This is a genomic window from Promicromonospora sp. NPDC059942 (assembly GCF_042731755.1).
GTDB lineage: Bacteria > Actinomycetota > Actinomycetes > Actinomycetales > Cellulomonadaceae > Promicromonospora.
In genome coordinates this window covers 262,353-289,137 of sequence record NZ_JBHWLR010000002.1, presented here as the reverse complement: position 1 = coordinate 289,137, position 26,785 = coordinate 262,353, and the positions used below count along the sequence as shown (strand labels likewise).

At 72.7% G+C, this 26,785-nt stretch carries 24 protein-coding genes; 7 read left to right on the top strand and 17 right to left on the bottom strand.

From position 1 onward, the window contains the following. Window positions 1-16: 16 nt before the first annotated feature. Both ACFV9Q_RS03825 and ACFV9Q_RS03820 read right to left on the bottom strand, forming a co-directional pair. The gene (locus ACFV9Q_RS03825) at window positions 17-418 is read right to left on the bottom strand and encodes a hypothetical protein (RefSeq protein ID WP_377233233.1); all 402 of its coding nucleotides are present in this window, start codon (window positions 416-418) and stop codon (window positions 17-19) included. Between the two features lie 147 nt (window positions 419-565). After that, window positions 566-1,921 (bottom strand): FAD-binding oxidoreductase, encoded by a 1,356-nt coding sequence (locus ACFV9Q_RS03820; RefSeq protein WP_377233232.1) that lies wholly within the window; start codon window positions 1,919-1,921, stop codon window positions 566-568. A 149-nt stretch (window positions 1,922-2,070) separates the two neighbouring features. Between ACFV9Q_RS03820 and ACFV9Q_RS03815 the strand changes: the two genes are divergently transcribed. Then, window positions 2,071-2,592 carry a PH domain-containing protein gene (locus ACFV9Q_RS03815; RefSeq protein WP_377233231.1) on the top strand — a complete coding sequence of 174 codons (522 nt, stop codon included), beginning with the start codon at window positions 2,071-2,073 and terminating at the stop codon, window positions 2,590-2,592. 65 nt (window positions 2,593-2,657) lie between these two features. Next, the gene (locus tag ACFV9Q_RS03810) at window positions 2,658-4,280 is read left to right on the top strand and encodes a PH domain-containing protein (protein WP_377233230.1); all 1,623 of its coding nucleotides are present in this window, start codon (window positions 2,658-2,660) and stop codon (window positions 4,278-4,280) included. On the opposite strand, the gene ACFV9Q_RS03805 is transcribed toward ACFV9Q_RS03810, so the two are convergent. Next, window positions 4,246-5,205 carry a diacylglycerol/lipid kinase family protein gene (locus ACFV9Q_RS03805; protein WP_377233229.1) on the bottom strand — a complete coding sequence of 320 codons (960 nt, stop codon included), beginning with the start codon at window positions 5,203-5,205 and terminating at the stop codon, window positions 4,246-4,248. The genes ACFV9Q_RS03810 and ACFV9Q_RS03805 overlap by 35 nt on opposite strands. A gap of 56 nt (window positions 5,206-5,261) precedes the next feature. On the opposite strand from ACFV9Q_RS03805, the gene ACFV9Q_RS03800 reads away from it, so the two are divergent. Beyond that, window positions 5,262-8,507 (top strand): BTAD domain-containing putative transcriptional regulator, encoded by a 3,246-nt coding sequence (locus ACFV9Q_RS03800; RefSeq protein ID WP_377233228.1) that lies wholly within the window; start codon window positions 5,262-5,264, stop codon window positions 8,505-8,507. On the opposite strand, the gene ACFV9Q_RS03795 is transcribed toward ACFV9Q_RS03800, so the two are convergent. The 3 genes from ACFV9Q_RS03795 to ACFV9Q_RS03785 are packed head-to-tail and all read right to left on the bottom strand — an operon-like array spanning window position 8,491 to window position 11,014. Next, window positions 8,491-9,240, bottom strand: coding sequence for an ABC transporter permease (locus ACFV9Q_RS03795; RefSeq protein WP_377233227.1), 750 nt, complete (start codon window positions 9,238-9,240; stop codon window positions 8,491-8,493). The two genes, ACFV9Q_RS03800 and ACFV9Q_RS03795, sit on opposite strands and share 17 nt — an antisense overlap. Further along, complete coding sequence (locus tag ACFV9Q_RS03790; RefSeq protein ID WP_377233226.1) at window positions 9,237-10,205, bottom strand: ATP-binding cassette domain-containing protein; 969 nt, start codon at window positions 10,203-10,205, stop codon at window positions 9,237-9,239. The genes ACFV9Q_RS03795 and ACFV9Q_RS03790 overlap by 4 nt, the downstream gene beginning before the upstream one ends. Further along, complete coding sequence (locus ACFV9Q_RS03785) at window positions 10,205-11,014, bottom strand: CPBP family intramembrane glutamic endopeptidase (protein WP_377233225.1); 810 nt, start codon at window positions 11,012-11,014, stop codon at window positions 10,205-10,207. Before ACFV9Q_RS03785 ends, ACFV9Q_RS03790 begins: the two co-directional genes overlap by 1 nt. A 169-nt stretch (window positions 11,015-11,183) precedes the next feature. Between ACFV9Q_RS03785 and ACFV9Q_RS03780 the strand changes: the two genes are divergently transcribed. After that, window positions 11,184-11,594 (top strand): zf-HC2 domain-containing protein, encoded by a 411-nt coding sequence (locus tag ACFV9Q_RS03780; protein ID WP_377233224.1) that lies wholly within the window; start codon window positions 11,184-11,186, stop codon window positions 11,592-11,594. Here ACFV9Q_RS03780 and ACFV9Q_RS03775 read toward each other — a convergent pair. The 9 genes from ACFV9Q_RS03775 to ACFV9Q_RS03735 form a co-directional block, all read right to left on the bottom strand. Then, a complete protein-coding gene (locus ACFV9Q_RS03775) occupies window positions 11,543-13,207 on the bottom strand; it encodes a cellulase family glycosylhydrolase (protein WP_377233223.1) in 1,665 nt (554 codons plus the stop codon). The genes ACFV9Q_RS03780 and ACFV9Q_RS03775 overlap by 52 nt on opposite strands. A 118-nt stretch (window positions 13,208-13,325) precedes the next feature. Next, a complete protein-coding gene (locus ACFV9Q_RS03770) occupies window positions 13,326-14,936 on the bottom strand; it encodes an FAD-dependent oxidoreductase (protein ID WP_377233222.1) in 1,611 nt (536 codons plus the stop codon). After that, the gene (locus tag ACFV9Q_RS03765; protein ID WP_377233221.1) at window positions 14,933-16,015 is read right to left on the bottom strand and encodes a LacI family DNA-binding transcriptional regulator; all 1,083 of its coding nucleotides are present in this window, start codon (window positions 16,013-16,015) and stop codon (window positions 14,933-14,935) included. The genes ACFV9Q_RS03770 and ACFV9Q_RS03765 overlap by 4 nt, the downstream gene beginning before the upstream one ends. Continuing rightward, a complete protein-coding gene (locus tag ACFV9Q_RS03760) occupies window positions 16,012-17,100 on the bottom strand; it encodes an ABC transporter ATP-binding protein (RefSeq protein WP_377233220.1) in 1,089 nt (362 codons plus the stop codon). The genes ACFV9Q_RS03765 and ACFV9Q_RS03760 overlap by 4 nt, the downstream gene beginning before the upstream one ends. Further along, on the bottom strand, window positions 17,097-18,242 hold the full coding sequence (locus tag ACFV9Q_RS03755) for an ABC transporter ATP-binding protein (RefSeq protein ID WP_377233219.1): 1,146 nt from the start codon (window positions 18,240-18,242) through the stop codon (window positions 17,097-17,099). The genes ACFV9Q_RS03760 and ACFV9Q_RS03755 overlap by 4 nt, the downstream gene beginning before the upstream one ends. Beyond that, window positions 18,242-19,153: an ABC transporter permease gene (locus ACFV9Q_RS03750; protein WP_377233218.1), complete on the bottom strand. Its 912-nt coding sequence runs from the start codon at window positions 19,151-19,153 to the stop codon at window positions 18,242-18,244. The genes ACFV9Q_RS03755 and ACFV9Q_RS03750 overlap by 1 nt, the downstream gene beginning before the upstream one ends. A 5-nt stretch (window positions 19,154-19,158) precedes the next feature. Further along, on the bottom strand, window positions 19,159-20,229 hold the full coding sequence (locus tag ACFV9Q_RS03745) for an ABC transporter permease (RefSeq protein ID WP_377233217.1): 1,071 nt from the start codon (window positions 20,227-20,229) through the stop codon (window positions 19,159-19,161). Window positions 20,230-20,231: 2 nt separating this feature from the next. Beyond that, complete coding sequence (locus tag ACFV9Q_RS03740; RefSeq protein WP_377233216.1) at window positions 20,232-21,893, bottom strand: ABC transporter substrate-binding protein; 1,662 nt, start codon at window positions 21,891-21,893, stop codon at window positions 20,232-20,234. Between the two features lie 181 nt (window positions 21,894-22,074). Next, window positions 22,075-22,527 (bottom strand): hypothetical protein, encoded by a 453-nt coding sequence (locus ACFV9Q_RS03735; RefSeq protein WP_377233215.1) that lies wholly within the window; start codon window positions 22,525-22,527, stop codon window positions 22,075-22,077. A gap of 165 nt (window positions 22,528-22,692) precedes the next feature. Between ACFV9Q_RS03735 and ACFV9Q_RS03730 the strand changes: the two genes are divergently transcribed. Then, window positions 22,693-23,298 (top strand): DUF6879 family protein, encoded by a 606-nt coding sequence (locus ACFV9Q_RS03730; protein ID WP_377233214.1) that lies wholly within the window; start codon window positions 22,693-22,695, stop codon window positions 23,296-23,298. Between the two features lie 84 nt (window positions 23,299-23,382). Then, a complete protein-coding gene (locus tag ACFV9Q_RS03725; protein WP_377233213.1) occupies window positions 23,383-24,213 on the top strand; it encodes a TIGR02452 family protein in 831 nt (276 codons plus the stop codon). Between the two features lie 70 nt (window positions 24,214-24,283). Here the strand turns inward: ACFV9Q_RS03725 and ACFV9Q_RS03720 are convergent, their stop codons facing one another. Both ACFV9Q_RS03720 and ACFV9Q_RS03715 read right to left on the bottom strand, forming a co-directional pair. Next, a complete protein-coding gene (locus ACFV9Q_RS03720) occupies window positions 24,284-24,751 on the bottom strand; it encodes a histidine phosphatase family protein (RefSeq protein ID WP_377233212.1) in 468 nt (155 codons plus the stop codon). Window positions 24,752-24,822: 71 nt separating this feature from the next. Beyond that, window positions 24,823-25,524, bottom strand: a complete 702-nt coding sequence (locus tag ACFV9Q_RS03715) for a DUF4240 domain-containing protein (protein ID WP_377233211.1) — start codon at window positions 25,522-25,524, stop codon at window positions 24,823-24,825. A gap of 168 nt (window positions 25,525-25,692) precedes the next feature. Here ACFV9Q_RS03715 and ACFV9Q_RS03710 point away from each other — a divergent pair, with 168 nt between their 5' ends. Continuing rightward, the gene (locus ACFV9Q_RS03710; RefSeq protein ID WP_377233210.1) at window positions 25,693-26,769 is read left to right on the top strand and encodes a hypothetical protein; all 1,077 of its coding nucleotides are present in this window, start codon (window positions 25,693-25,695) and stop codon (window positions 26,767-26,769) included. Window positions 26,770-26,785 lie beyond the last annotated feature (16 nt).

The window sequence follows — 26,785 nt, the reverse complement described above, 5'->3', positions numbered from 1 at the left end:
TCAGCGGGGCCGGCTCCTAGGTGTACTCCAGGTGGGCCCGCTCCGCGGACACGTCCGGTCCGCCCTCGTCGAGCTCGTCGAGCAGGTCCTCGAGGGCTACCAGACCGTCCAGCCGGAACTCGTAGGGCAGCGCCCGCAGAGCGCCCCTCGTCCGCTCCACGACGGGCAGGCGCCCGCCGGCCCGCGCCGCGCCGACCATCCCCTGGGGGATCGCCTCCTCGACCAGGTGCGCCGTGTCGACCCGGTCGGGGTCGAGGCTCTGGTACGCGACGTCCAGCAGCCCGTCGAGCAGCTTCCGCACCCGCGCCCGCTCCTCGGGCTCCGCCGCGGTCAGGGCCACGAGCAGCCCGGGCTCGAACGCCCACCCGGGGTCGGGCAGGGCAACGGTGTGCGCCACGCCTTCGACGTCGAACCACATGATGCCCCTCGATCCCGGCCGGTGGGTACGGACCTGGGGTTCAGGTCCGCGCTGACGGAAGCAACCTAGAGAACACCCGGTCGCCCGCACAAGGCGATCGCGGGTGAACCTTTCTCCCGCCGCCGTCCCGCCGCAGTCCCGCCGCGTTCACGCCGGCGCCGGCGGGATGTTCTGGTTCAGGTGGAACACGTTCTCCGGGTCGTAGACGCGCTTGACCTCCGCGAGCCGCGCCAGCTTCGCGGGCGGGTAGGCCCGGCGGACGCCGGCCGCGCCGTCGTCGGCCAGGACGTTGACGTAGACGCCGCTCGCGTACGGCTCCAGCAGGGCCGCGCTCGCGCGGGCGGCGGCGATCAGCCGCTCGTCCTCGGCGGGGTCGGTCCAGCCGGTGGCCACGACGTACTCGAACCGCGCGTCGCGCTGGCTGAACGCGGCCTCGTCGTCCGGCACCTCCGCGATCGCGCCGCCGTAGGCCTGGAGACCGGCCCGGACCTCGGGGTCGTGGGCGAGCAGCGCCTCCAGCGCGGCGTCGGGCAGCTCGCGGAAGTAGTGACCCTTCCAGTAGCGGCGCACGGCGTGCCCCCGGACGCTGTCCTCCCGGGTCTGCAGGTCCAGGTAGGACAGCTCCTCAACCCGGCGGGCCGACGGCGTGCCCAGCGCGTCGAGCTCCCGCGCGTGCTCCCGGCCCTCGTCGGGGTCGCCCACCCAGACGAAGCCGAGCGTCGCGACGCCGTCGTGCACGGCCGCGGTGTAGGTGGCCTGTCGCGGGGCGTACACGCTGAGGTCGCGCCACCGGAAGGCGGCCGACGCCGCGGACGACGCCGACGCCGACGCCCCGCCCCCCGGCCCGGGCGCGCCGATCGGGAAGTCGAGCTCCACGCTGAGCGCCCGCGTGCCCGTCGGGTGCAGGCGGAACTCGAACTCGGTCACCACCCCGAAGTTGCCGCCCCCGCCGCGCAGTGCCCAGAACAGCTCGGGCCGCTCGTCGGCCGACGCGCGGACGACCTCACCGGCCGCCGTCACCACCTCGTAGGCCACGACGTTGTCGCAGGCCAGGCCGTACTGGCGCGCCAGCCACCCCATGCCGCCGCCCAGAGTGAGCCCGCCGACTCCGGTGTGCGAGACGTTCCCCGCCGTCGTCGCCAGGCCGTGAGGCTGCGTCGCCGCGTCGAGCGTGCCGAGCAGGGCGCCGCCCTGCACCCACGCCCGCCGCCGCTCCGGGTCGACGCGCACCTCGCCCAGGGGCGTGAGGTCGATCATCAGCCCGCCGTCCGGCACCCCGTGCCCGACGACGCTGTGCCCGCCGCACCGGACGCCCACCTCCAGGCCCTCGCGCCGGGCCAGCGCCAGGGCGGCGATCACGTCGTCCGTCGTGCGGCAGCGCACCACCAGGGCCGGCCGGTGGTCGACCATCGCGTTCCATACCGTGCGGGCCTCGTCGAACCCGGCGTCGCCCGGACGCCGCAGGTCGAGCCCCGTCGTCGCCGGGTCTTCGGTGATGTCCATGCTGTCGCTCCTTCGGTTCGGGCGGTCCCCGCGAGGACGGCGCCCCGGGGGGACCGTGCTGCAGGAGAGACCGTCTGACGCCGTGGGACTCATCGCGTGCGACCAGGAAATTTGTTGCCGCCGCTCCCCCGCCTTGGGACCATGACCGGGTGACATCGCCGCTGACCGACGAGAGTCCGAGCCAACCCCTGCGGCTGCGTCCCCCACGACATGCCGTCGACCCGCGCGCGGTGGGCTGGTGGGCCCTCCAGTGGGTCCTGCTGACGGCGGTGCCCGTCGTCGTCCTGGTGGTGCTGGGCGTGCTGATCCCGCCCGCTCGCTTCTGGCTGTTCCTGCCGGCCGGCGTCCTGGCCGTCCTCGGCGCGGCCGCCGCACTGGCCCTGCCCCGCCTGTGGTTCCGGCACCACCGCTGGGAGGTCACCGACGAGGCCGTCTACACCCGCACCGGCTGGTTCTTCCAGGAGTGGCGGGTCGCCCCGCTCTCCCGGATCCAGACCGTCGACACCGCCCGCGGGCCCCTGGAGCAGCGCTTCGGCCTCGCCACGCTCACGGTGACGACGGCGTCCGCCCGGGGCGCCGTGAAGATCGAGGGGCTCGACGCGGAGACGGCCGCCGACCTCGCCGCCGGCCTGACCGTCGCCACGCAGGCCACGCCCGAGGACGCGACCTGAGCGCCGCCGACAGCGCACCGGCGCCCGAGAACCCGGCGTCCGAGAACCCCGCGCCCGGCGACCCCGTGCCCGACGACCACACCTGGGAGCGGCTCGACCGCCGGGCCTACCTGGCCGGCGCCGCGTACACGCTCGGCCCCGCCGGGGGCGCGGCGCTCATCACGGGGTACTGGCTGGCCGTCGGCAACGGGCTGGGGTTCGCGCTCGCCTGGGTGCTGCCCCCGCTGGTGCTCGCCGTGGTCGCGGGCGGCGTGGCCGGCGAGTGGATGCGGCGCGTCACCCGGTTCCGCGTGGACCCGGAGCGGTTCCACGTGCACACCGGCGTCGTCGTGCGCAAGCGCCTGGCCCTGCGCCGGGAGCGGATCCGCTCGGTGGACCTGACCGCCGACCCGGTGCTGCGCGTGCTCGGCACCGCCACCGTCCGGGTGGGCACGGGCGAGCAGGCCGGGGCCGAGGGGACCGTCACCCTCTGGCCGCTGCGCCGCCCGGACGCGGAGGCGCTGCGCGCGACCCTGCTCGCGCACGCCGCGCCGGGTGCGGGCGGAGCCGAGGGAGCGGCCGAGGACCCCGACGACGGCGCCCTCGCCCGGTTCGACCGCCGCTGGATCCGGTTCGCCCCGCTGTCCGTCCTCACCCCGGCGCTGGGCGCCGCGGCGGCCGGCGGCCTCATCCAGGTGTCCGAGTGGTTCGGCCTGCAGGAGGAGCTGTTCGAGACGATCGGGTCGTGGTTCGGCCTCGCCCCGGCCGTGCTCGTCGGCGTGCTGATGGGCGTGGGCCTGTTCATCGTGGGCGGCGTGGCCACCGTCGCGCTGTGGGTCGAGTCCTGGTGGAACCACACGCTCGACCGCCGGGCTGACGGCACCCTGCACGTGCGGCGCGGCCTGCTCACCACGCGGTCGATCACGCTGGAGGAGTCCCGGCTGCGCGGCGTCGAGGTTGTGGAGCCCCTCACCGCCCGGCTCGCGGGCGGGGCCCGCGTGGACGCCGTCGCGACGGGCCTCGCGACGGGCGAGGAGGACAAGACCGACAGCAAGACCCTGCTGCCGGTCGCCCCCAAGGAGCTCGCCGACCGGGTCGCCGCGGGGGTGCTGCGCGAGCCGGCCTCGCCCACGGCGGCGCCGCTCACCGGGCACCCGGTCGCCGCGCGCGGCCGCCGGCTGCGCTGGGCGCTGGCCACCGTGCTCGGCACCGAGGCAGTGCTCGTGCTGCTCGGCCTGCTGCTCACGCCCGTGCTGCTGCACATCGCCTGGACCAGCGCGATCGTGCTCGTGCCGCTGGCGATCACGCTGGCGCTGGACGCCTACCGCTCGCTCGGCCACGCCCTCACCGAGCGCTACCTCGTCGCGCGCAGCGGCACCGTGCGCCGCGCCACGGTGGCGCTCCAGCGACGCGCCGTCGCGGGCTGGACCGTGCGGCAGTCGGTGTTCCAGCGCCGCGCCGGCCTGGTCACGGTGCTCGCCACGACCGCGGCGGGCACGGGCGCGTACGCGGTGCGCGACGCCGCCGAGCCGGACGGCCTGGCGCTCGCCGACGCCGCGGTGCCGGGCCTGCTGCGGCCGTTCCTGGTGGGCCTGACCGACGAAGTGGGCCTGACCGACGAAGTGGGCCCGACCGACGAAGTGGGCCCGGCGCCCGACCTGGCGACCGGCCCCGTCAGCGGACCCGGACCGCGCCCGGCTGGACGCTGACGGCGGCGCGAGTCGACTCCCCCAGGTCCTCGCCGTCGATCTCGAACACGCGCGGCTCGCTGAGCTCGATCTGCAGGCTCTCCAGCCGGCGGTGCGTGGCGCTCTCGCTGCTCTCGGCCGAGGCCCCGCCGGCCAGGGCGCGCTTGATGCCGTTGTCCCAGACCATGTTCCGCAGCGTGTCGACCCACCCGGCGGCGCCGTCGGCACTCAGGACCAGGAGGTCCAGCTCGCCGTCGCCCGGATCGGCGTCAGGCAGGAGCGTGATGCCGGCCTGGAGCATGCCGCAGTTGCCCACCAGCAGCGTGTGGGCGCTGTCGCGCTCCAGCACCTGGCCGTCGGCGGTGATGGTGACGTCGAGGGTGCCGCTGGCGGACAGCGCCCGCCCCAGCGACTCGACGTAGGCGAGCCAGCCCACCTTGTCCTTGAGGTCGTCGTCGGTCTCGGTGATCATGTGCGCGTCGAGCCCGAACCCGGCCATGACCGCGAAGGCGTGGCGGCGCGTGCCGCCGTCGAGGTCGATCTCCAGCCAGCCCACGTCGATCGTGCGCGGTCGGCCGCTGAGCACCCGGCGGAAGGCCGCGGCCGCGCCGGTCAGCGGCACCCCGAGGTTGCGGGCGAGCAGGTTGCCGGTGCCGAGCGGGACGATGCCCAGCTCGACGTCGGCGCCCGACCGCGCGAGGTGCTCCGCGACGGCCCGGACGGTCCCGTCCCCGCCCGCGGCGACGACCACGGCGGCCCCCGCCTCGATCGCCCGCTCGGCCGCGCCCTGGCCGGGGTCGTCCTCGGTGGTCTCGAACCACAGCACGCTCTCGCGCCACCGCGGGTCGTCCAGGCGCTCGGCGGCCACGGCCTTGTCCAGCGCGGTGTCGAGGGCGTGCCTGGTCGTCTTGGCGGGGTTCCAGATGATGCCGAGGCGTGCGGTCATGGCGTCATGCTCGCACGCCCACCCCGGGAGACCGATCCCTGTGCCAAGATCTGCCGGTGCAGATCAGGCTGATCGGTCCCTTCGAGGTCATCCTGGACGACGGCGCCGCCGCCGACGTCCCCGGGACGCGGCTGCGCGCGCTGCTGGCCGCCCTCGCGCTCGACCCCGGCCGCGTGGTGCCCAAGGCGACGCTGGTGGACTGGATCTGGGGCGAGGCCCCGCCGTCCGACGCGACGAACGCGCTCCAGCGGCTGGTCTCCCGGCTGCGCAAGGTGCTGCCGGACGGCTCGCTGGAGGGCCAGGTCAGCGGCTACCGGCTGCTCGTGGCCCCCGACGACGTCGACGCCGTGCGGTTCGAGCGCCTCGTCGCCCGGGCGCACGACGCAGACGTCGCCGGCCGGGTCGGGCTGCTGCGCGACGCCCTCGCGCTGTGGCGCGGACCGGCCCTGCAGGACGTCGGCGGGCCGGACGGCGGGATCGGCGGCGGAGCCGGTGGTGGGATCGGGGGCGGGAGCCTCGCCGCCGCCGTCACCCGGCTCGACCGGCTCCGCCTGACCGCCCTGGAGGACCGGTTCGACGCGGAGCTCGACCTCGGCCACGGCGCCGACGTGGTCGCGGAGCTGACCGACCTCGTGGCCGAGCATCCCGTGCGCGAGCGGCTGGTCGCCGCCCTGATGCGTGCGCTGGTCGCGGCCGGGCGCGACGCCGAGGCGCTGGAGGCCTACCAGCGCACACGCGAGGCCCTCGCCGACGCGCTCGGCGTGGACCCCTCGCCGGAGCTGTCGGCGCTGCACGTCGCCCTGCTGCGCGGCGAGCTGGCCCCGCGCGAGGCGACCCGGCGGACCAACCTGCGGGCCGCGCTGACCAGCTTCGTGGGCCGCGACGCCGACCTCGCCGTGGTGCGCGGCCTCGTCGCGGACCACCGGCTCACCACGCTGGTCGGGCCGGGCGGCGCGGGCAAGACCCGGCTGGCCACCGAGACTGCGGGCCTCCTGGCCGCCGACCTCCCCGACGGGGCGTGGCTGGTCGAGCTGGCCCCGCTCGGGCCCGACGACGACGTGGCGCAGGCCGCGCTGACCGCGCTCGAGCTCCGCGACGCCCTGCTCGGCGAGGGGTCCGCGCTCGACGCGACCGACCGGGTCGTCGCCGCCGTCCGCGACCGCGAGGCCCTGCTGGTCCTGGACAACTGCGAGCACGTGATCGACTCCGTGGCGCGGTTCGCCGAGCGGGTGCTCGGCGAGTGCCGGCGGCTGCGGATCCTGGCCACGAGCCGCGAGGCGATCGGCATCCCGGGCGAGGCGCTCTGGCAGGTGCTGCCCCTGGCCCTGCCGGGCGCCGACGCGGACGGCGCCGAGATCGGCGCGGCACCCGCCGTCCGCCTGCTGCGCGACCGGGCGGGCGCGGTGCGCGCCGACCTCGCCGTGGCCGCCACCGCGGGCTCGACCGCCGACGCCGGCACGCTGGCCACCATGGCGCGCGTCTGCCGGGCGCTGGACGGGATGCCCCTGGCCATCGAGCTGGCCGCCGCCCGGCTGCGCACCATGTCCATCGACCAGCTCGCCGCCCGGCTCGACGACCGGTTCCGCCTGCTGACCGGCGGCAGCCGCACCGCCCTGCCCCGCCACCGCACGCTGCGCGCCATGGTCGACTGGAGCTGGGAGCTCCTGAGCGACGCCGAGCGCACCGTCCTGCGCCGGCTGTCGGTGTTCCGCGGCGGGGCGAGCCTGGACGCCGCCGAACGCGTCTGCGCGGACCCGGCGTCGGATGTCCTGCCGGACGACGTGCTCGACCTGCTCACCGCACTGACCGAGAAGTCGCTGCTCGTCGCGGACGGCACCGCCCACGCCCCGCGCTACCGCATGCTCGGCACCATCAAGGAGTACGCGGCCGGGCGCCTGGCGGAGGCCGGGGAGGACGAGCTCGCCCGCCGGGCCCACCTGGAGTGGTGCACCGAGCTCGCCGAGACGGCCGAGCCGCACCTGCGCCGCGCCGAGCAGCTCACCTGGCTCGCCACGCTGACCGTCGAGCACGACAACCTCACGGCCGCGATGCGCGGTGCCCTCGCCGCGGGCGAGGCGGCGGAGGCCATGCGGCTGGCCGCGGGCGCCGGCTGGTACTGGTGGCTCAGCGGGCACAAGGCCGAGGGCATGGAGCTCATCGTCGCCGCCACCGAGCTGCCGGGCGAGCCGGCCGACGACGTCCAGGCCTGGGTGTACGCCCTGCTCTCGATGTTCCTGAGCACCGGGATGGGCGACGAGCACACGGCCGCCGACTGGATCCACAAGTCCTACCGGCTCAGCCGGACCAGCGAGCGCCCGCACGCCGCGCTGCCGCTGATCGTCCCGCTCGAACGCCTGCTGGTGGCCCCCGAGGAGGGCCTGGCCGCCTGGGAGTCCGTGCTGGACGACGCGGACCCCTGGGTCCACGCGCTGGCCCGGCTGCAGCTCGGCAAGCTCAAGCTCATCCTGGGCCTGGACGAGCGGGAGGCGGAGGCGGACCTCGCCCTGGCGCTGGCGGAGTTCCGGACGCTCGGCGAGCGGTTCGGCATCTCGTTCGCCCTGTCCGAGCTCGCGGACCAGGTCGCGTCGCGCGGCGAGCTCGCCGCGGCGTGCGCGCTCCACGCGGAGGCGATCGTGGTCGTCACCGAGATCGGCGCCGTCGACGACGCCATCCTGATCCGGACCCGGCAGGCCCAGCTGCACTGGCTGCTGGGCGACGCGGAGGCGAGCGCCGCCGCCATGGCCGAGGCCGAGCGGCACGCGCGCCGGGTCACGTGGCCGGGCACGCTGGGCTCGCTCGCGCTGGCCCGCGCGGAGCTCGCCCGCTGGCGCGGGGACGCCGACGCGGCGCGCGAACACCTGGCGACTGCCCGGGACCTGTGGGGCGACGACGCGGACGGGGCGCACGTGCGCGCCGTCCTGCACGACCAGCAGGGCTACCTCTCCCCCGACCTCGACGAGGCGCGCACCCACCACGCCGCCGCGTGCCGGGCCGCCGCGGAGAGCGGGCACGCGCCGATGGTCGCGATCGCCCTGGTCGGCGTGGCGGACCTGGCGCTCCGGCTCGGGGAGCACGAGCAGGCCGCGCGCCTGCTCGGGGCGAGCGCCGCGGTGCACGAGCGGCGCGACTACCGCGCCACGCCCGACATCGAGCGGGTCGAGGGGGCGGCACGGAGCCGCCTCGGCGACACGGGGTTCGCCGAGGCGGCTCGGGCGGGACGGGAGTCGGGGCTGGCGACAGGGCCGGATTCGGCGCACGAGCCGGGCTGGGAGCACCTCGCCGCGGTCACGCTCGCTTCGTGAACGTGGCACCCGCCCACACGTAGCCCACCAGGGCGATCGCGACGCACCAGCCGACGGCGACCAGCGCGGTGCCGAGCGACGGCGTGCCGGCGAGCAGCCCCCGGACGGTCTCGATGATCGGCGTGAACGGCTGGTACCTCGCGAACTGCGCCAGCCCGGGGCCCATCGTGTCTGCCGGGACGATCGCGCTGCTGAAGAACTGCAGCATGACCAGCGGCACGGAGGCCAGGCCCGCCGTCTCGGGCGACTTCGCGGCCAGGCCGAGCGCGACGGTCAGCCAGCCGGTCGCGAACCCGAGCAGAACCACCATGCCGGCCACGCCCAGCCAGTCCAGGGGTCCCGCCGCGGGGCCGAACCCGAGCAGGAACGCCACCCCGAGCAGGGCCGCGACGGCCACGACGTTGGTGAGCAGGCTGGCCACGACGTGGCCCGTCAGCACGGCGCTGCGCGAGACGTCCATGACCTTGAACCGGTTGATGATCCCCTTGGTCATGTCGGAGTTCACCGCGGTGGCCGTGGACCCCAGGCCGTAGCAGACGGCCAGCAGGATCAGGCCGGGGGTCGCGTAGTCGATGTAGTCGACGCCGACGTCGAAGGCGTCGCCGAACATGTAGACGAACATCAGCAGGATGATGATCGGCATCAGCACGGCGTTGAAGACGGCGGTCGGGTTGCGGGCGATGTGCTTGAAGTTCCGGCGCAGCATGACGACGGCGTGGGGCGCGGCGCTCATCGGGCGGCCTCCTTCTCGGTCACAGGGGCGGTGGTCGGGGCGGTCGTCGCGGCGGCGTGTCCCGTCAGGGCGAGGAAGACGTCGTCCAGGTCGGGGGTGTGCACGGACAGCTCCTCCGCGCTCAGGGAGTACTCGTCGAGCCGGTCCAGCAGGGTGCGCAGCGACCGGGTGCCGCCGTCGCCGGGCACGCGCAGGCTGAGCGCGTCGTCGTCCCGCGTGGCGTCCGCCAGGACCCGGGCGGCGGCGTCGAGCTCCGCGACCGTGGCGAACCGCAGCCGCACGTGGGTGCCGGGGATCTGGCGCTTGAGCTCGTCGGCCGTGCCCTGGGCCACGATGCGGCCCTGGTCCAGGACGGCGATCCGGTCGGCGAGCTGGTCGGCCTCCTCCAGGTACTGCGTGGTCAGGAAGATGGTCACGCCGTCGGCCACCAGGTCGCGGATGATTGCCCACATGGTGCGGCGGCTTCGCGGGTCCAGGCCCGTGGTCGGTTCGTCCAGGAAGATGATCTCCGGGTCGCCCACCAGGGTCATGGCCAGGTCGAGCTTGCGGCGCATGCCGCCCGAGTAGGTCGACGCCGGCTTGTGCGCCGCCTCGGTCAGCTCGAAGCGCTCCAGCAGCTCCGCGACGGACCGGCCGCCGGCCCGGCCGTTGAGATCGACCATGAGCTGGAGGTTCTCAGCCCCCGTGAGCAGCTCGTCGACGGCGGCGAACTGGCCGGTCACGCCGATCGCGGCGCGCACTGCCTTCGCCTCGGTCGCGAGGTAGTGGCCGGCGACACGTGCCGTGCCGCCGTCGGGCCGGGTCAGGGTGGTCAGCAGGTTCACCGTCGTCGTCTTGCCGGCGCCGTTGGGGCCGAGCAGCGAGAAGATGGTGCCGGCCCGGACGTCGAGGTCGATGCCGTCGAGCACCACCTTGTCCTTGAAGGTCTTGCGCAGTCCCGAGACCGCGATCGCGAGGTCGCGCATCACATGACCCCCAGCATCAGGGCGATCGTGCCGCCGGTGGCCATGAGCAGCGTGGTGCCGGCGTGCATCCCGATGGACAGCCGCAGGTCCTGCTTCTTCCAGACGAACCACGGGCCGGGGAAGAAGAAGATCACGCGGGAGAGGAACACCCAGGGCGACCAGAGGTGGTAGAGCGAGAAGAGGACGGTGCTCAGCACCGGGGCCCAGGCGCCGAGGTGGGCCAGGCGCGGCATCAGGAAGCCGCGGAACCAGTACTCCTCGATGAGCGGCAGCGTGAAGCCCGTGAACGGGATGGACGCGGCGAGCGTGATGATCATGACCGTGCGGTCGTTGCCCTCCAGGTACGTGGTGGCACTCGCGCCGACGTCGTCGAACGGGAGCCACGTGAAGAAGGCCTCGAAGACGGCGGTGTCCAGGACGGTGAGCACCGAGGACAGCACGATGAACCAGGCCATGAGGCCGGCGATCATGCCGATCAGGCGGCCGCGCGGGACCGGCTTGTCCAGGTAGCCGAGCACGCCCCGCAGGGTGTACCGGCCGGTGCGGTAGCGGCCGAGCCAGAGCAGGCCGAACTGGAGCGGGTAGAGCACGATGACCAGGGCGATCGCCCAGCCGAGGAACGACGGGTAGTCGATGGCCCGCACCAGCGGCTGGGCGACGAGCAGGTAGACGGCGACGATCAGGACACCGGGCACGAGGTGCAGCGCGATGGACAGGGGCAGCGAGTGGCGCTCGGCGAGCAGCAGCTCGGCGACGCGGTTGGTACGCGTGTCTTCGACGAAGGCCGTGGGGCCGGACAGGTTCTCCATGCCGAGGATGCTGTCGGCACCCGCGGACACGACGCTGACACGGCCCTGACACGGCTGTCGGACCGCCGTCAGCACGTATCACCCGTTCGTTTGCACAACTCCTGGTGTGCAGTGGCACTATTTGCCCGGCCGGTCCGGCCGGACACTCTACGCAGAGGGGGCAGTGCGCGTGACGAACACGGGTGCGCGTCGGGCTGACGTCGCCAGGCTCCGCACCGCGTTGGCCGGGCTGTCGGACGACGCCGCACCGTCGAGCAGGACCGGGCCGTCAGCCGCCGGACGGTTGGGCGACCGGGCACCGCGCCCCGAGTGCCGCTCGACGCGGGCCTCGATCCACGACTACCTCTCGGGGCGGCTGCTCCCCTACCGCCGGCACCGGCTGGAGCGGCACCTGGACGGCTGCGCGGCGTGCATCCGCGCGTTCATCGACGTCCGCCAGGTGTCCTGGAACCGCAGCGCCCTGGACCGGCGGCTGGTCGCCGAGGACCACCGGGGCGGGCGGCACCGCCGTCCGCCCCGGCGCTCGGGTCAGCCCGCCCGGACCGCCACCTCGAAGACCCGGGCCACGTCCGGGGTGTAGTTCGACGGGTCCGTGATCACGAGCCGCACCTGGTCGACGGCGGCCGCCGGGCCGGACACGCTGACCAGGCCGAGCGTGTTGTCGTCGAAGGCGCCCGCCTGCTGCCACCCGGCGGAGGTGTGCACCTCGACCGTGAAGTCGCGCAGCACGTTCACCGAGCCGCCGCCGATGAACCCGCTGTACACGTCGACCTGGTCGACGACGGTGGGCGCGTCGAGCGTGATCGTCAGGGTGGGCGTGGTGTCCCCCGCCGCCGACAACCAGCGGCCCGCGTTGGTGCAGTCGCCGTCCACCGCCTTGGCCGCGCCGGTGGTGGCGCTGTTGGACGACGACGCGACCGCCGTGGCCCCGACCGCCGCGTGGTCCGCGCACGGCGACGCGTACGGCTGGTCGGCGAGCCACGCCTTGATCATCGCGCCCTGGTGCTCGCCCCCGAGCAGGTTCCAGTCGTGGTCGAACATCTGCGGCTTCCAGTAGTTGTCGAAGATCCACGCCGTCCAGCTGATGTGCGGCCGGGCGTCGAGGTACTGGCGCAGCGGGATGCCCCAGCCCGACGTCGTGCCCTGGGTGACGGTCGGGTCGGAGAACTCGCCGGGCGGGTTCCAGCCGAACTCCGTGAGGATCACCGGGATCTGCTGGGCCGCGTTGCCGAACTTGGCGTCCAGGTTCGCCGCCGTCGCGTCCCCCTGGTTGGGGTACAGGTGGTAGACGTACGCGATGTCGTTCCCGGCGATCGGGTCGGCCGCCGCCTGGTTGACGTACGTGCTCCACTGCGGGCCGCCCATGAGCAGCAGCGTGTCGGGCGCGACGGCCCGGATGTCGTCGACCACGGGCTGAATGTACGCCTTCCAGGTGGCCCAGCTCGCCGGGGCGACGGGCTCGTTGAACACCTCGTAGATGACGTTCGGCACGTCGGCGTACAAGGGCGCCACGTAGTCCCAGAACTCCGCGACCGTGGACTGCGGCACGCCCGTGCTGCCGTAGTCGGACACGTAGTGCAGGTCCACGATGATGTAGATGCCCAGGTCCACGGCCTGCTGCACGTACGGGTCCACGTACTGGGCCACGTTGTCCTCGACGCTGAGCGACCCCCAGACCGTGACGGGCAGGCGCACGACGTCGGACTGCCAGCCGTCGGACACGGTCATGTCGATCACGTCGGAGATCGGCCTCGGGTGGCACTCGGGGCACTCGGCGTTGTGTCGCGGCGCCAGCACGGACACGCCCCGGAGCTGGACGGGGGTGCCGGCGGCGTTGACGATCTTGTTGCCGGAGGTGCCCAGCCGCGAGACGGCGGCGGGGGCGGCTTCCGCGGCCGGGGCGACGTCGGGCGAGAGGGCGGCTTGCGCGACCTTGGCGCGCTGGACGGCAGCGGGAGCGATGTCGGCGGGCGCGGCACCGGCGGCTCCCGACGCCGGGACCACCAGGCCCAGACCGGCCACGACGAGCGCGAGCGTCGCGGCGGCGAGCGCGTGCCGCCGGGGCGGCCGGGCGGCGGGTCGGGAGACGGGCGGAGCAGGGCTGGTGGGCTGGGGCGCGCGGCCCCCGAACAGGATGTTTCGCAGCACGATGGTTCTCCGTTCTTCGTTGAACGAGCGGTCGAGCTCCGTCATGAAGAGCAGCACAGCTGAGATCGGTCGGATGCCTTGAGATCGGTCGGTCGATCGACCGATCTCAGGTCATCGGACCGATCTCGGCGAGTTCGGTCACCTGCCTCTGATCACCTCCCCCTCAGTCGCGGTGCGTGCGGATGTGGTCCGGCCAGGCGAGCGTGATGCCGAGGGTGTCGGTGAGCAGGCGCTGGTAGTCGGCGAGCCGCTCGGGGTCGCTGCGCACCTTGCGGGGCGGCAGGCCGCGGTCGAGACAGAACGCGACGAGCGCCCCGACGGCCTCGCCGATGCCCCACTCCACGGGATGCAGCCGGTAGCAGCCGTTGGTGATGTGCGTGGTGCCGATGTTCTTGCCGGCGGGGAGCAGGTTCTCCACCCGCACCGGCACGAGGGCGCCGAGCGGCACCTGGAACGGGTACGCCTCGATGTCCACGTAGGTGCGGCCGGCGGTGCTGGGGTGCAGGTCGATCCGGTAGCGGCCGAGCCCCACGGTGTCGGGGAAGACCTCGCTGCCCGCTCCGTCGGGCCGCGCCTGGACGCCCACGTGCTGCTCGGTGACGGTCAGCTCCGCCTTGATGCGGCGGGCCTCGCGGATGTACGGGGTCTTGGCCAGGCCGTCGGGCGTGCCGGTCACGTCGGGGCGCAGGCGCAGGCCGGGGTAGCCCGTGCCGCCGTCTGGCCGCGGGGCCTCGGTCTGGAGCCAGTGCAGGAACGAGAACGACAGCTCCCGGGAACCCGCGAGCGCCGCCGCGCGGGCGGCGTCGTCGACGCCGGGGCCGAGCAGGGGCGCCGCCCAGTAGTCGATCTGGGGCCAGTTGACGATCGTGACGTCGCGGACGGCGCCGTCGGCGAAGTTCTCGCGGGCCAGGACGCGGCGGAAGGTCCACAGCGGGAAGTGGGCGTTGCGGGCGTGGTCGGCCTCGAACAGGCGCGAGGTGCGCGGCTGCAGGGTGATGGGCACGACGTCGTCGAAGGAGAGCTGCGGGCCCGGCCAGAAGGGTGCGACGGCGGTGCGCCAGTGGGCGTAGCCGGCGGGGCGGTCGACGGTGTGGTCCTCGCCGGGCCGGTGCTCCAGGGCGAAGCACCAGGAGATGGCCTGCTGGTCCAGCGGGTCGGCGACGGCGGGGGCGTGCGGCTCGCCGGTCTCGTCGTGGCCCTCGGCGCCGACGACGTGCTCGACGTCGGCGAGCTCCAGGAGGTCGCCGAGCTCGGTGGCGTCCACGACGTAGTCGGCGTGCACGGTGGTCTCGTGGCCGTCGCGGGTGTCGCGCAGGGTGACGGCGTCCACCTCGTCGCCGGAGGTGTGGGCGGCGACGGGCTCGTGGCACAGCAGCAGCTCGATCTGCCCGCCGGCGCGCCAGGGCGCGATCATCTCCTCCAGGACGGCGGCCGCGACGCGCGGCTCGTGGCACAGGTGGCTGACGATGCCGAGGCCGGGGTCCAGCAGCGGGTCCGCGGCGGCGCGGGGGGTCAGGGGGTAGTTGCGGCGGTAGTAGTCGCGCACCCGACGGCGCAGCTCGGCGTACCCGGGCGGGGCGTACCGCTCCTCGATCCAGGTGTGCTCGTCCGGGGGCACGGCCTGCGCGGTGAGCTGACCGCCGAGCCAGTCGGTGGGCTCGGTCAGCACCACGCGCCGGCCCAGCCGGGCCGCGGTCAGCGCGGCGGCCACGCCGCCCATGCCGCCGCCCACGATCAGCACGTCCGTCTTGCGCTCGCCGTTACCCGCGCTCATCCAGGGTTCCCCTTCGTCGGTGCTGCTGGTCCGGCCGGCGGCGCGGCCACGGTCTCTCCGTCGACGACGACGCACTCCACGAGCACGTCCGCGACCGGCTCTCCGGGCTCGTCGAGCATCCCGACGAGCGTGTCGATGGCGACGCGGCCCACCTCGCGGCGCGGGATCTGCAGGCAGTCCCAGCGCACTGCGGCGTCGGGGGCCACACCCTCCAGGACCGCGACGGAGACGTCGCGCGGCACGGTCAGCCCGCGGGCGGCGAGCTGCTCGGCGAGCGGGTGGGCGAGCCACTCGGCGTCGGCGACCACGGCGGTGACGGCGCCGGCGGCGACCGCGTCGAGCCAGACGGCGTCGAGAGCGCCGTCCTCCAGGCCGGGGCGCGCGGGCGAGAGGTCCCGCAGGCCGCGCCGCGCGACGGCGGACTCGTAGCCCCGCCGCCGGTCCGCGTACGACTCCTCCTCGATGCCGGCGCGCAGGTAGGCGACCCGCTCGTGCCCGAGGTCGGCCAGGCGGTCGACGATCGCGGCGGCGGCCGACTCGTAGTCGGGCACGACGCACGTGATGCGCGTTCCGGGCACCTCGCGGCGGCCGATGTGCACGAACGGGTAGCCGTCGGCCTCCAGCCGGGCCAGCTCCGCACGGTCGGCGGCGACGCCGAGCAGCACCGCGCCGTCGGCCACGTTGAGGCGGTTGACGCCGTCGCGGTACACGCGGCGCCGTCCGTCGCTGCCGCCCGTGGAGGTGAACAGCACCAGGTCGTGGTCGATCTCCTCGGCCCGCTCCTCGATGCCGAGCAGGAACTCGAAGTAGAAGTCCTCGCGCGCCCGCGGGAACACCGCCTCGAAGGTGTGCACGCCGAGCAGGCGGTTACGGCCGGTGCGCAGCTTGCGCGCCGTCGGGTTGGGCACGTAGCCCAGCTCCTTGATCGCGTCCTGGATGCGCCGGACCGTGGCCTCCGGGATGCGCGCGGCATCCGTGTCCCCGCCGATCACGCGGGACACCGCGGACTGCGAGACGCCGGCCAGCCGGGCGACGTCGGACTGGCGGGGCGCCCGGGCGCGGCGCGGGGTGGTGGTCACTCGTTCTCCTGGGTCGGCTCCGGGGTGGCTTCCGGAAGGGTGCGGTCGGCGGCGTGCAGCCAGCAGCGGGCCCAGCGGCCCTCGCCGAGGTCGGTGCGCGGCGGCGCCTGCGTGCGGCACACGTCCATGGCGAACGGGCACCGCGGGTGGAACCGGCAGCCGGCCGGCGGGTCGATGAGGCTGGGCGGCTCGCCCAGGCCGTCGGCGTCGGCGTCGAACAGCGCCTCCCGGTCACGCGCGCCCCGGCCCGGGTCGGGCGACGACTCCACCAGCAGCCGCGTGTACGGGTGCTGCGGGTCGGCGATGACCTGCTCCTTGGGCCCGCCCTCGACCATCTCCCCGGCGTACATCACCACGATGTCGTCGCACAGGTAGCGGGCGCTCGCGATGTCGTGCGTGATGTAGAGCAGGGCCAGGCCGTCCTCGGTCCGCAGCCGGTCGAGCAGGTTGAGCATCTCCAGGCGGATGGACACGTCGAGCATCGAGATGGGCTCGTCGCCGAGCAGCACCTTGGGCTCCACGGCCAGCGCGCGGGCGATGACGACGCGCTGCCGCTGCCCGCCCGAGAGCTCGTGCGGGAACTTGTCCACGTACTGCTCGGCGGGCGTCAGGGCCACGCGCTCCAGCAGCTCCCGCACCCGCCGGTCCAGCTCCGCCTTGCCGCGCACCCCGTGGTGCAGCCTGAGGGGGCGCTCCAGGTTGTGCCGCACCCGGTGCAGCGGGTTCAGCGAGCCGAACGGGTCCTGGAAGACGATCTGCACGTCCTTGTGATACCCACGCTCCACGCGCCCGCGCCGCTGCCGCACGGGCTCGCCCTCCAGCGCGATCTCGCCGCTCGTGGGCGTGTAGAAGCCGGCCAGCAGCCGGGCCAGCGTCGTCTTGCCGCTGCCCGACTCCCCCACGAGCGCGACCACCCGGCCGCGATGCAGCGCCAGCGAGGCGCCCTCCACGGCGCGCACCACCGAGCGGGCGCCCACGGCCGAGCGCACCTCGAAGTGCTTGGTCACGTCCACGGCCTCCAGCACGGGTACGTCGGGCGCCCCGGCGCCGGTCGCGGACGGCGTGGGAACGGTCGTCGCGGTCATTGGGATCCTCCTTCGGTGCGGACGGTCACTGGGTCGGACGCCGGGCCGGACGCGACGCCGGTCGGCCCGGACGCCGAGTCAGGTGCCGGGTCCGGTCGCGCGGTCGGGTCGTGCAGCCGGCAGGCGACGGCGTGCCCGCCCGTCGTCACGAGCTCCGGCAGGTGCGTGTCGCACCCCTCGAAGCGGTCCGCGCACCGCGGGTGGAACGGGCAGCCCGACGGCGGACGGCGCAGGTCGGGCGGCGTGCCGGGGATCCCGGTGAGCCGGGTCAGGGGCGCGTGCAGCGGCGGGAACGAGTCGCGCAGCCCGCGCGTGTAGGGGTGGCGCGGGTCGTCGTAGAGCTCCCGCGCGGTGCCGAGCTCCACGATGCGCCCGGCGTACATGATGGCGATGCGGTCGGCGAGCTCCAGCAGCAGGGACAGGTCGTGCGTCACGAAGACGACGGCGAACCCCAGCGTCCGGCGCAGCCGCAGCACCTGGGCCAGGATCTGCCGCTGCATGACGACGTCGACCGCCGTCGTCGGCTCGTCCATGACCACCAGCTCCGGGCCGCACGCGAGCGCCAGCGCGATGCTGGCGCGCTGCCGCATGCCGCCCGACAGCTCGTGCGGGTAGCTGCGCGCCCGGTCCCCCGAGATGCCCACGGTCGCCAGCAGCTCGGCGGCGCGCGCCCAGGCGGCGTCCTTGCTCAGCGTCCGGTCGTGGGTGCGCAGCGCGTCGGCGAACTGCGCGCCGAGCCGCATCACGGGGTTCAGGGCGTCCATGGCGCTCTGCAGCACGATCGACAGGGAGGTCCAGCGCAGCGCCCGCAGGGCCTTGGGGCTCGCGGTGACCAGGTCGACGGCGGCCCCGCCGTCGCGCGGCTGGAAGACGATGCTGCCCGCGGTGGTGACGGCGGGCGGCCGCTGCAGCCTCGTGAGGGCAGTGATCAGGGTCGACTTGCCGGAGCCGGACTCCCCCGCCACGCCGAGGATCTCGCCGCGGCGCAGCGTGAAGGTGACGTCGGCGCAGGCGCGCACCGGGTCGCCGTCGGTCACGTACTCCACGGTCAGGCCGGTGACGCGCAGGACGTCGCCTGTGGTGCCGGTGGTGTCCTGCTCGGCGTCGGACTGCTCGGTCTCAGGCACGAACTGGGTGACCATCAGGCATCGCTCCCTACGGACGTCTGCTGCGCGCGGCGCACCACGGAGCGCCGCACCGTGCGCAGCTTGGGGTTGGCCAGCTCGTCGACGCCGAAGTTCACGAGCGTCGCCGCCGTCGCGACGAGGGCGATGCACAGGCCCGGGGGCACGAACCACCACCACATGCCGCGCAGCACCGCGCTCTGCTGCTGGGCTGCCTGGATCATGGTGCCCCAGCTGATCGCGCCGGAGTCGGAGATGCCGAGGAACGCGAGTCCCGCCTCGGCCATGACGCCGCCGATGACGCCCGACAGGAACATCGCGGCGATCCAGCCGGTCAGGTGCGGCAGCACCTCGTGGAACAGCAGCCGGTGGTGCGGTTCGCCGAGGGTGCGCATGGCGAGCACGAAGTCGCGGTTGCTCACGCTCATGGCCTGGGCGCGGATGGTGCGGGCGCCGCCCGACCAGCCGAAGAACCCGATGATCAGCGCGATCACCCACAGCCCCGTGCCCTGCATGTACCCGGCCACGATGAGGATGAGCGGCAGCACCGGCATGACGATGAACAGGTTGGACAGGAAGTTGAGCCAGGAGTCGGTACGACCGCCGAAGTACCCGGCCGGGAGCCCGACGAGGATCGCGAGCGCCGTGCCGATCACCGCCGAGAGGAACCCGACGAACAGCGAGCCGCGGGCGCCCTCGATGGTCTGGGCCAGCACGTCCTGGCCGAACTGGGTGGTGCCGAGCCAGTGCTCGGCGCTGGGCGGCAGGCCGATGGCCGTCAGGTCGTTGGCGCGGGGGTCGAGGCCGGGGATGCTCGACGTCAGCCACGGCCCGAGCAGCGCGAGGAGCACGAAGAAGCCGATGACGGAGAGGCCGACGCGGACCTTCCAGCCTCTGACAAGACCTGCACCGAGGAGTCCTGATCTCATGGCGCTCACCCCTGTTCCCGGATGCGCGGGTCGAGCACCACGTACAGGGAGTCGGCCAGGAGGTTGGCGAGCAGGGTCGCGAGCGTCACGATGAGAAAGACCCCCTGCATCATCGGGTAGTCACGCTTGTTGAGGGACTCGAACAGCAGGTAGCCGATGCCGGGATAGCTGAACACGGTCTCGGTCAGGAGCGCCCCGCCGATGACGCCGCCGAGCGCCATCGCGAAGCCGGTGAAGCTCGGCAGCATGGCGTTGCGCGCGGCGTAGCGCAGGATGACGCGGCCGCGGGAGAGGCCCTTGGCCTGGGCGAGCAGCACGTAGTCCTCCCGGACGGTCGTGACCGTCATGTTTCGCATGCCAAGGAGCCAGCCGCCGAACGCGGAGAACACGATGGTCGCGGCGGGCAGCGCGCCGTAGTGCATGACCGAGGCGAGGAACGGCAGGTTGAAGCCCTCGGCGAGGTTGGCGTCGTAGCCGCCCGACAGGGGGAACCAGCCGAGCACGAACCCGAACACCCACAGGGCCAGCAGCGCGACCCAGAAGTACGGCACGGACGACAGGAACGCCGTCAGCGGCGTGAGGATCGAGTCGAGCCGGCTGCCCGCCTTCCAGCCGGCGATCACGCCGAGGCCGGTGCCGAGCACGAACGCGAGCACGGTGGTGGTGCCGACCAGCAGCAGCGTCCAGGGCAGCGCCTCCAGCACGAGCTCACTGACGGGCACGGGGAAGTTGACGACGGAGACGCCGAGGTCGAACCGGGCGAGCTGCCCCAGGTAGCCGAGGAACTGCTCGCCGAGATTCTGGTCGGGGTCGCCGAAGATCGCCCGGATGCTCTCCAGGGTCTCCGGCGGCACCTGCTGCCCGCTGACCCGCTGCAGCTCCTCCACGATCGCGGAGGACGGGTCCCCCGGCATCAGGCGCGGCAGCAGGAAGTTGAGCACGATCGCGGCGGCGGCCGCCGCGACGTAGAAGCCCAGCCGGCGCAGCAGGAACCCCCAGCGGCGCACCGCCCGCACGGCCGCGGGCCGGCCGACCGGCGCCGGGCGAACCGGCGCGGGCGCCTCCGTCGTCGTCATGGTCAGCCCTCCGCCGGCTCGAGGCCGAGCAGCGTGAGGATGAGGTCCGGCCCCATCCCGACGAAGGGGATGTGGTCGAAGTTGTCCGGCGTCGGCCAGCCAGACCAGCGCGTCGCGTTGATCTCGACGAAGTAGAAGTTGTCGTACAGCGGGCTGAACGGCACCTCGTCCACGACGAGATCCTGCATCCGCAGGCCCAGCTCCTTGAGCTCCGCCTCGTCGTCGGTGCTCTCCATCGCCGCGATGATCTCGTCGGCCTCGGGGTTGGAGAAGCGGCCCTGGTTGAGGGTCGCCTTCTCCCCCACCGGCACCACGAAGTCGCCGTCCAGGAAGCCGTAGACGCCGTAGATGCCGGCGCCGCCCGTGGACGCCGCGGTGATGTCGAAGTCGCCCAGGTTCATCGCGTCGTAGTAGCCCGCGGTGGGCTGCCCTGCGGGCTTGACCTCGACGCCGAGCGTGTCGCGCCAGCCGTTGATGAGGATGTCGGCGTAGCTGCCCCAGGCCCAGTCGTTGTTGAACAGGATGGTCGGCTGGTAGCTCTCGCCGTCCTTGACCAGGGCGCCGTCCTTGACGGTCCAGCCGCCGTCGGCCAGCTCGGCCTTCGCGGCCTCGGCGTCGACGGGCCACGGGTCGGCGAGCTCCGGGTTGATCCAGTCGGCGTAGACCGTGGCGTTCAGCCCGGTGGGTCCGGCCTCGGTGCCGGGACGCTGGAGCGTGGTGGTGATCGCGGTGCGGTCCATGGTCATGGCCAGCGCGCGGCGCACGTGGACGTCGTCGAACGGGGGCCGGCCGGCGTTGAACATCGCCGACATTGCGCCGCCGTTCGGGTAGAGCTGATACAGGTTGTGCTCCGGGTCCTTGGCCGTGTACTCCTGCTCGCCGTTGGCCCAGGAGCCCTGCGCGATGTCGATGTCCCCGCGCAGGAGCTGCGCCTTGGCGGCGTCCGCGCTGGTGGGGATGATCTTGTAGGTCGACATGGGCAGCTCGCCGCCCCAGTAGTCGTCCCGCGCGGTGAGCGTGACCTGCTGCGGCTTGAACTCGGTGAGCGTGAACGGCCCCGTGCCGACGGGCTCCGGGTTGGTCCAGGTGTTGAGGTCCTGGTCGCGCCAGATGTGCTCCGGCACCATGGGCAGCAGGATGTTGGCGAACTGCTTGACGGTGGCGAACGACGGCTCCACGAACGTGACCGTGAACGTCAGGTCGTCCACCTTCTCGGCCTTCTCGTAGGTGACGCCGGCGATCGAGAACTCCGGCTGCTCGATCGGCAGGTTCAGCGAGAAGACGGCGTCGTCGGCCGTGAAGGGCTCGCCGTCCGAGAAGGTGACGCCGTCGCGCAGGTGGACTGTCAGCGTGGTGCCGGCGTCGTCGAACTCCCAGCTCTCCGCGAGCCACGGCTCGACCACGGCGCCGTTGCTGTAGTCGACGCGCATGAGCGGCTCGTAGACCAGCTCCATGTTGGGCGCCTTGTCGACGGCGGGGCCCACCACGTTGTAGTTGTGGACGAACGTGGTGCCGCCGTCCGTCTTGCCGTAGATCATCGTGTCGTCGCGCCCGCCCGCGGTCCCGTCGCCGGACGACGAGCCGCCCGCACAGGCCGAGGTGAGCAGGACGAGTGAGACGACCAGCGCTGAAACGCGCCGCCCGAACGATCGTGCGTGTCCCATGCCAGATCCCTTCCGCTTCGTCGAGGTGGATCACCGCGCATCTGCTGCGCATGTCTGCTCATACGTATGAGCAGCGGCTCGCAACGGTGCGGAGGGTTGCTCTTACGTATGAGCGAGGACATTAGGGGCGGGTCGGGCGGGGTGTCAACACCCTCGTGCTGGAGGTTTTGGAACGCGAGGTTCAGGGGAGCTCGCGGGCCTCGGGCGGCAGCTCGTCGTCGACCGCCGCCCGGACGAACTGGACCAGGGAGTGCTCCGGACCGAGGGTGAACCGCTTGGAGACCTTGAAGACCGGGTAGGCGCCGAACTGAGGGCTCTGGACCGCGGCGGTGCGCTGGTCGGCGTCGTAGGTCCAGTGCGCGTCCGTGCCGTGGCGCACGATCACCTCGCCCACGTAGGCGCCCATGCCGAGGCTGAAACCCTTGTCGAGGTCCGCGGGGGACGCAGACTCCAGGAGGGTGCCGATCAGGACCTCAAGCGCGGTGATCGACTCGACGGTGTAGTCGAAGAGGTCGGCGGCACGAGAATTCACGACGAACTCGTCCGCGAGACGGCGCATGAGCTCCGCCGTCTCCGCGTCGCTGGGCGGGCGGACGTGGCCGGATGCCTTGGGTTTCCTGCGCCACCATGCCATGCGGTCATCATGTCAGGGCGCCGGCGAGGTGCGCTTCTAGCCCGTCATTGGGCCCCGAATCAGCGTGATTTCGGGCCCAATGACTGGGTAGAAGCGCACCTCTTCGCGCACGCGGTGCCGTTCGGCGGGTGAAAGTTTCCTGTTCTGGAAAACTGGAATCTTGACATGACGCTCCGCCAGGCGGAAGCATTGAATACGCCGCGGATCGACAACCACAGGGAAGACTCAATGCAGGCCACTTCCGTACTGAAAGGCTTGGCATTCGGCCGCCTTTTCGAGACGTTCGAACGGAGTGCCTTTCGGTTGGAGACCCTGGCCGAGTACGACGTCGAGGACGAGCCGGAGGAGATGGCCCGGTTCCTCGCCGGCAAGGACATGGGTCCCCACTGGCTCGACAATCCCTGGGTCCGCTCGATGACGAACAAGGGCAAGGCGATCTCTCGCGTCCATGTCCTGCGGTCTCCGCTGACGGATTATCTGCGCTACGAGCTGTCCACGTACCCCGGAAACATCAGGGCCGGCGAGACGATCGGCATCATCGACCTGGCCGACCAGCAGGTGACCGGCCTGCCCGACCACGACTTCTGGATCTTCGACGACCGCACCGTCTACCGAATGCACTACACGGCCGACGGAAAGTTCCTCGGCGGCGAGCTCTTGCCCGAGGAACGACTCCAGGAATACCTGGCATGGCGAGATCTGGCACTGGCCCATGCCGTGCCGTTCGCGTCCTACTGGGACCGAAAACTCATGACCACAGATCCGGTCTGAAATACCTCGCGGACCTCCCCCGGCCCGACAGCTCGCAGACAAATTGATTGACCGGCTCCGTTTCCGGCAGCCAGGATTACAGCCGTGACCTCGTCGAACAGGAGCCGGGACCGGTTCCGCGCCCTCGCGGCCGAGACCATGGACGCCGTCCGCGCCGGAAGCTACAGCGCACACGGACAGCGCGTCGACATCGCCGACCAGGTCGTGACCGCCGTCGCGGAGACGCGCCTGATCCTCCCCGACACACCGGTACTCGAGGGCGCCGCCTGGTCCGGCCCCACCACGGTCGAGGTGCGCGACGAGTCCAGCCTCGCGGCGGCCCGGCGTCTCGGCCCGGGCACCGCCTGCCTGGTCTTCGCCTCCGCACGCAACCCGGGCGGCGGGTTCCTCAACGGCGCCCAGGCTCAGGAGGAGGCGATAGCGCGCAGCTCCGCGCTGTACGCGACCCAGACCACCGTGCCAGAGTTCTACGAGCACCACCGCCGCGAGACGTCCCTGCTCTACAGCGACCGGGTCATCCTCTCCCTCGACGTCCCGGTCATCCGGGACGACGACGGCGCCCTGCTCGCCGAGCCCTACCCGGTCACCTTCCTGACGGCGGCGGCGCCGAACCGCTCCGCGATCGAGCGCAACCAGCCGACCGCGGTGGGCGACGTCACGGCTACCCTGGCCCGCCGGGCCGTACGGGTGCTCGACGTCGCCGCCGCCCACGGCAGCCGCCGGATCGTCCTCGGCGCGTGGGGCTGCGGGGTGTTCGGCAACGATCCCGCCGACGTCGCGTCGACGTTCGCCGAGGCGCTGGCCGAGCGACCGAGGTTCGAACACGTCGTGTTCGCGATCCTCGACTCGCGGCCGGGGCAGCCGGTGCTCGGTGCTTTCAAGGGGCGCCTGCAGACCTCGGTGGCCCGGCCGTGAGCCCAGTGCTCGTGCGCCGCGTCGTCTACTCCACGGTGATCACGTCCGGCATCGCCAGGGCACGCCACCGCTACAGGTCTGGGTCGGTCCCGGTGAGCTCGGCGGCCAGCAGCGTCCACGCCGTCCCGTGGCCGACCAGCACGACGTCGCGCCCAGGATGCTCCGCGACGATCTGCCGCACGGCGTCGGCCACCCGTGACCGCGTCCGGCTGATCGGCTCCCAGCCCGGACGCACCTCGGAGTACGGAGTCGCGAAGGCCTCACGAATGACGTCCACGAAGTCCGGTACCCATCCGGTGCCTGAGCGGTCGTGCTCCCGCAAGTCGTGCATCACCGGAACGTCCCGCCCGGTCAACAGAAGTGCCGTGCGCGCTGCCTTCGGCTCGGGCGAGGTGAACCAGACGGCGTCGTCAGACCACGGCGCCCGCGCAGCCAGGTCCGCGATCTGGTGCTCGTGCTCAGGGTCCAGGACCCACGTCGACGCCGGGACGGTCGGGTCGAGGATCGGGCGGCCGTGCCGGACCAGGTAGAGAACCACCGCGCAAGGCTATGCCGCGCTCCGGAAGCGCTCCGACGGCGCCGCGCCCGGATGAGCACGGCCATCGCTCGCTAGGACAGGGTTTCACCGGCGGCTTCCCGGCCACGAGCCACGCCCTGATGGAATGCGGAAAGTCCCGTGGTGCCGCGCGTGGGCCGGCAGGTTGCTTCGGGAAGCCGAACCTTCGGCGTCCTTGGCTTCAGCCGATGAGAAAACCGTTCTGCCAGGCGAGGGAGTTGTCGACGAATCGCAGCGGCGTCGATGAGATCCCATGACTCGTCTGGCTGTACTCGCTCGATCCCCACCGTTGGGATGTCGTTCTCGGCATCAGACATCACGTCCCAGAAGTCGTCCTCGTCCGCCCCGCCTGTGACACGTGACCAGGCCTCGACAGCACACGAGGAGATCGACTCGAACGAGATCTCCGGATTCGAACCGTCGACGAGCGGGTGCTCGACCAGCAAGTCCGGATCAGCCGTCGCCGCCTCGAAGGTGCTTCTGCCCAGAAGGATCAGTCCGTCGCGGAAATCCATGAACGTGTCGTCACTGACATAGCCCTCGATCAGGAACATCGCCGCCGCCATCGTCTGCGTGTCCGCCTGATGTGAGAGGGCGGTGGCCACAACGCAGAACGCAACGATCTCCGGTGCGCTCAGACTCCCCGCCAGTACGTCAACGACGCACTCACTCAAGGTCTCGTGGTCCCAGGCGCCATCTGCCTCAGCACGCGCTCGGACCTCATCAACCACCCGCCAGACCGTCTCGACATCCACGCGGTGAACGGTAGCCAGGCTCACTGACATGCTTGGCGTGACCACACCTCCTGCATTGCGGCCAGGCGCAATCGATCCCAACGGATCATCCTGTTCGGGTGACACCGACGCGGCAGTCGTCGAGCATGCTGGCTCCGGGCCCAGCGGCGACGAGGCAGGAGAACCACCATGAGTGAGCCGACACCGATCAACCGCATCTTCCGTCGCCCCGCCGACACCACGGAGTCGCGCGAGTCGTCGGCGCTGCTCGCCGGCGCGGTCGCCTTCGTGCTCGGGTTGCTCGTCGGGCTCATCGTGTTCCAGGGTCGCGACGTGCCGATCTCCGGACGCGGCTCGATCGGCGACTTCGCCGCGATCGGCGGGGCACTGGTCGCGATCGCGGCGGTCCTCTTCGGCTGTGTGTCGCGGCGCGGCCAGATCCGGCGCGAAGCGGCCGACGACAGGGAGCGACCGCGCCTGCGCTGGTTCGACGTCGCGGCCCTTGCCCTGGCGCACGCCGTCATCGCTCTGCTGGGGTGGATCGGGCTCGCGTCGATCGTGAGCAGGAGCTTCGTCGGAGCGACCGCCTATCCGACGTCGGCCGCGGTACTTGCCGGTGTGGCCCTGGCCGTGACCACCTACCTGACCTTCCTCTCCGCCGTGAACCTCACCCCGATGACACTCTCGCTCGTCCTGGCGGTCTTCCTCACCGTCGGCGCCTTCGCGAGCATGCTCAGCGCCACCGACCCGTTGTGGTGGCAGGAGAACCTCAGCGCTCTCGGGATGACCGACGACATCTCCGCCATGGCGTTCAACCTGACCCTCATCGTCGCCGGCGTGCTGGTCACGACCATCGCGCACTACGCGACCGCGTACCTCCCGCACTCGACGCCCGCGGAGGCGCGGGGCCGCAGCCGCGTCCGGACCGCGCTCGTACTCATCGGCATTCTCCTGGCATGCGTGGGTATCTTCCCCGTCGACGAGTTCCTGGCCGTGCACAACACGTCCGCCACCGGAATGGTCGTCGTGTACATCACTCTCGTCGTGAGCCTTCGCCGCCTGCTCCCGTCGATGCCCCGGGTGTTCGTCCTGCTCGGCTACACCTACGTCGCGGTCATCGTGGTCCTGGCGGTCTTCTTCATCACCGGGTACTACAACCTGACGGCCGTCGAGCTGGTCGCGGCCATCCTCATCTTCAGCTGGATCATCGTGTTCCTGCGCAACACCGGTGCGGTCGAGAAGGATGTCCACCCCGGCGGCCGGTGACACGCCCGGCCCGCCG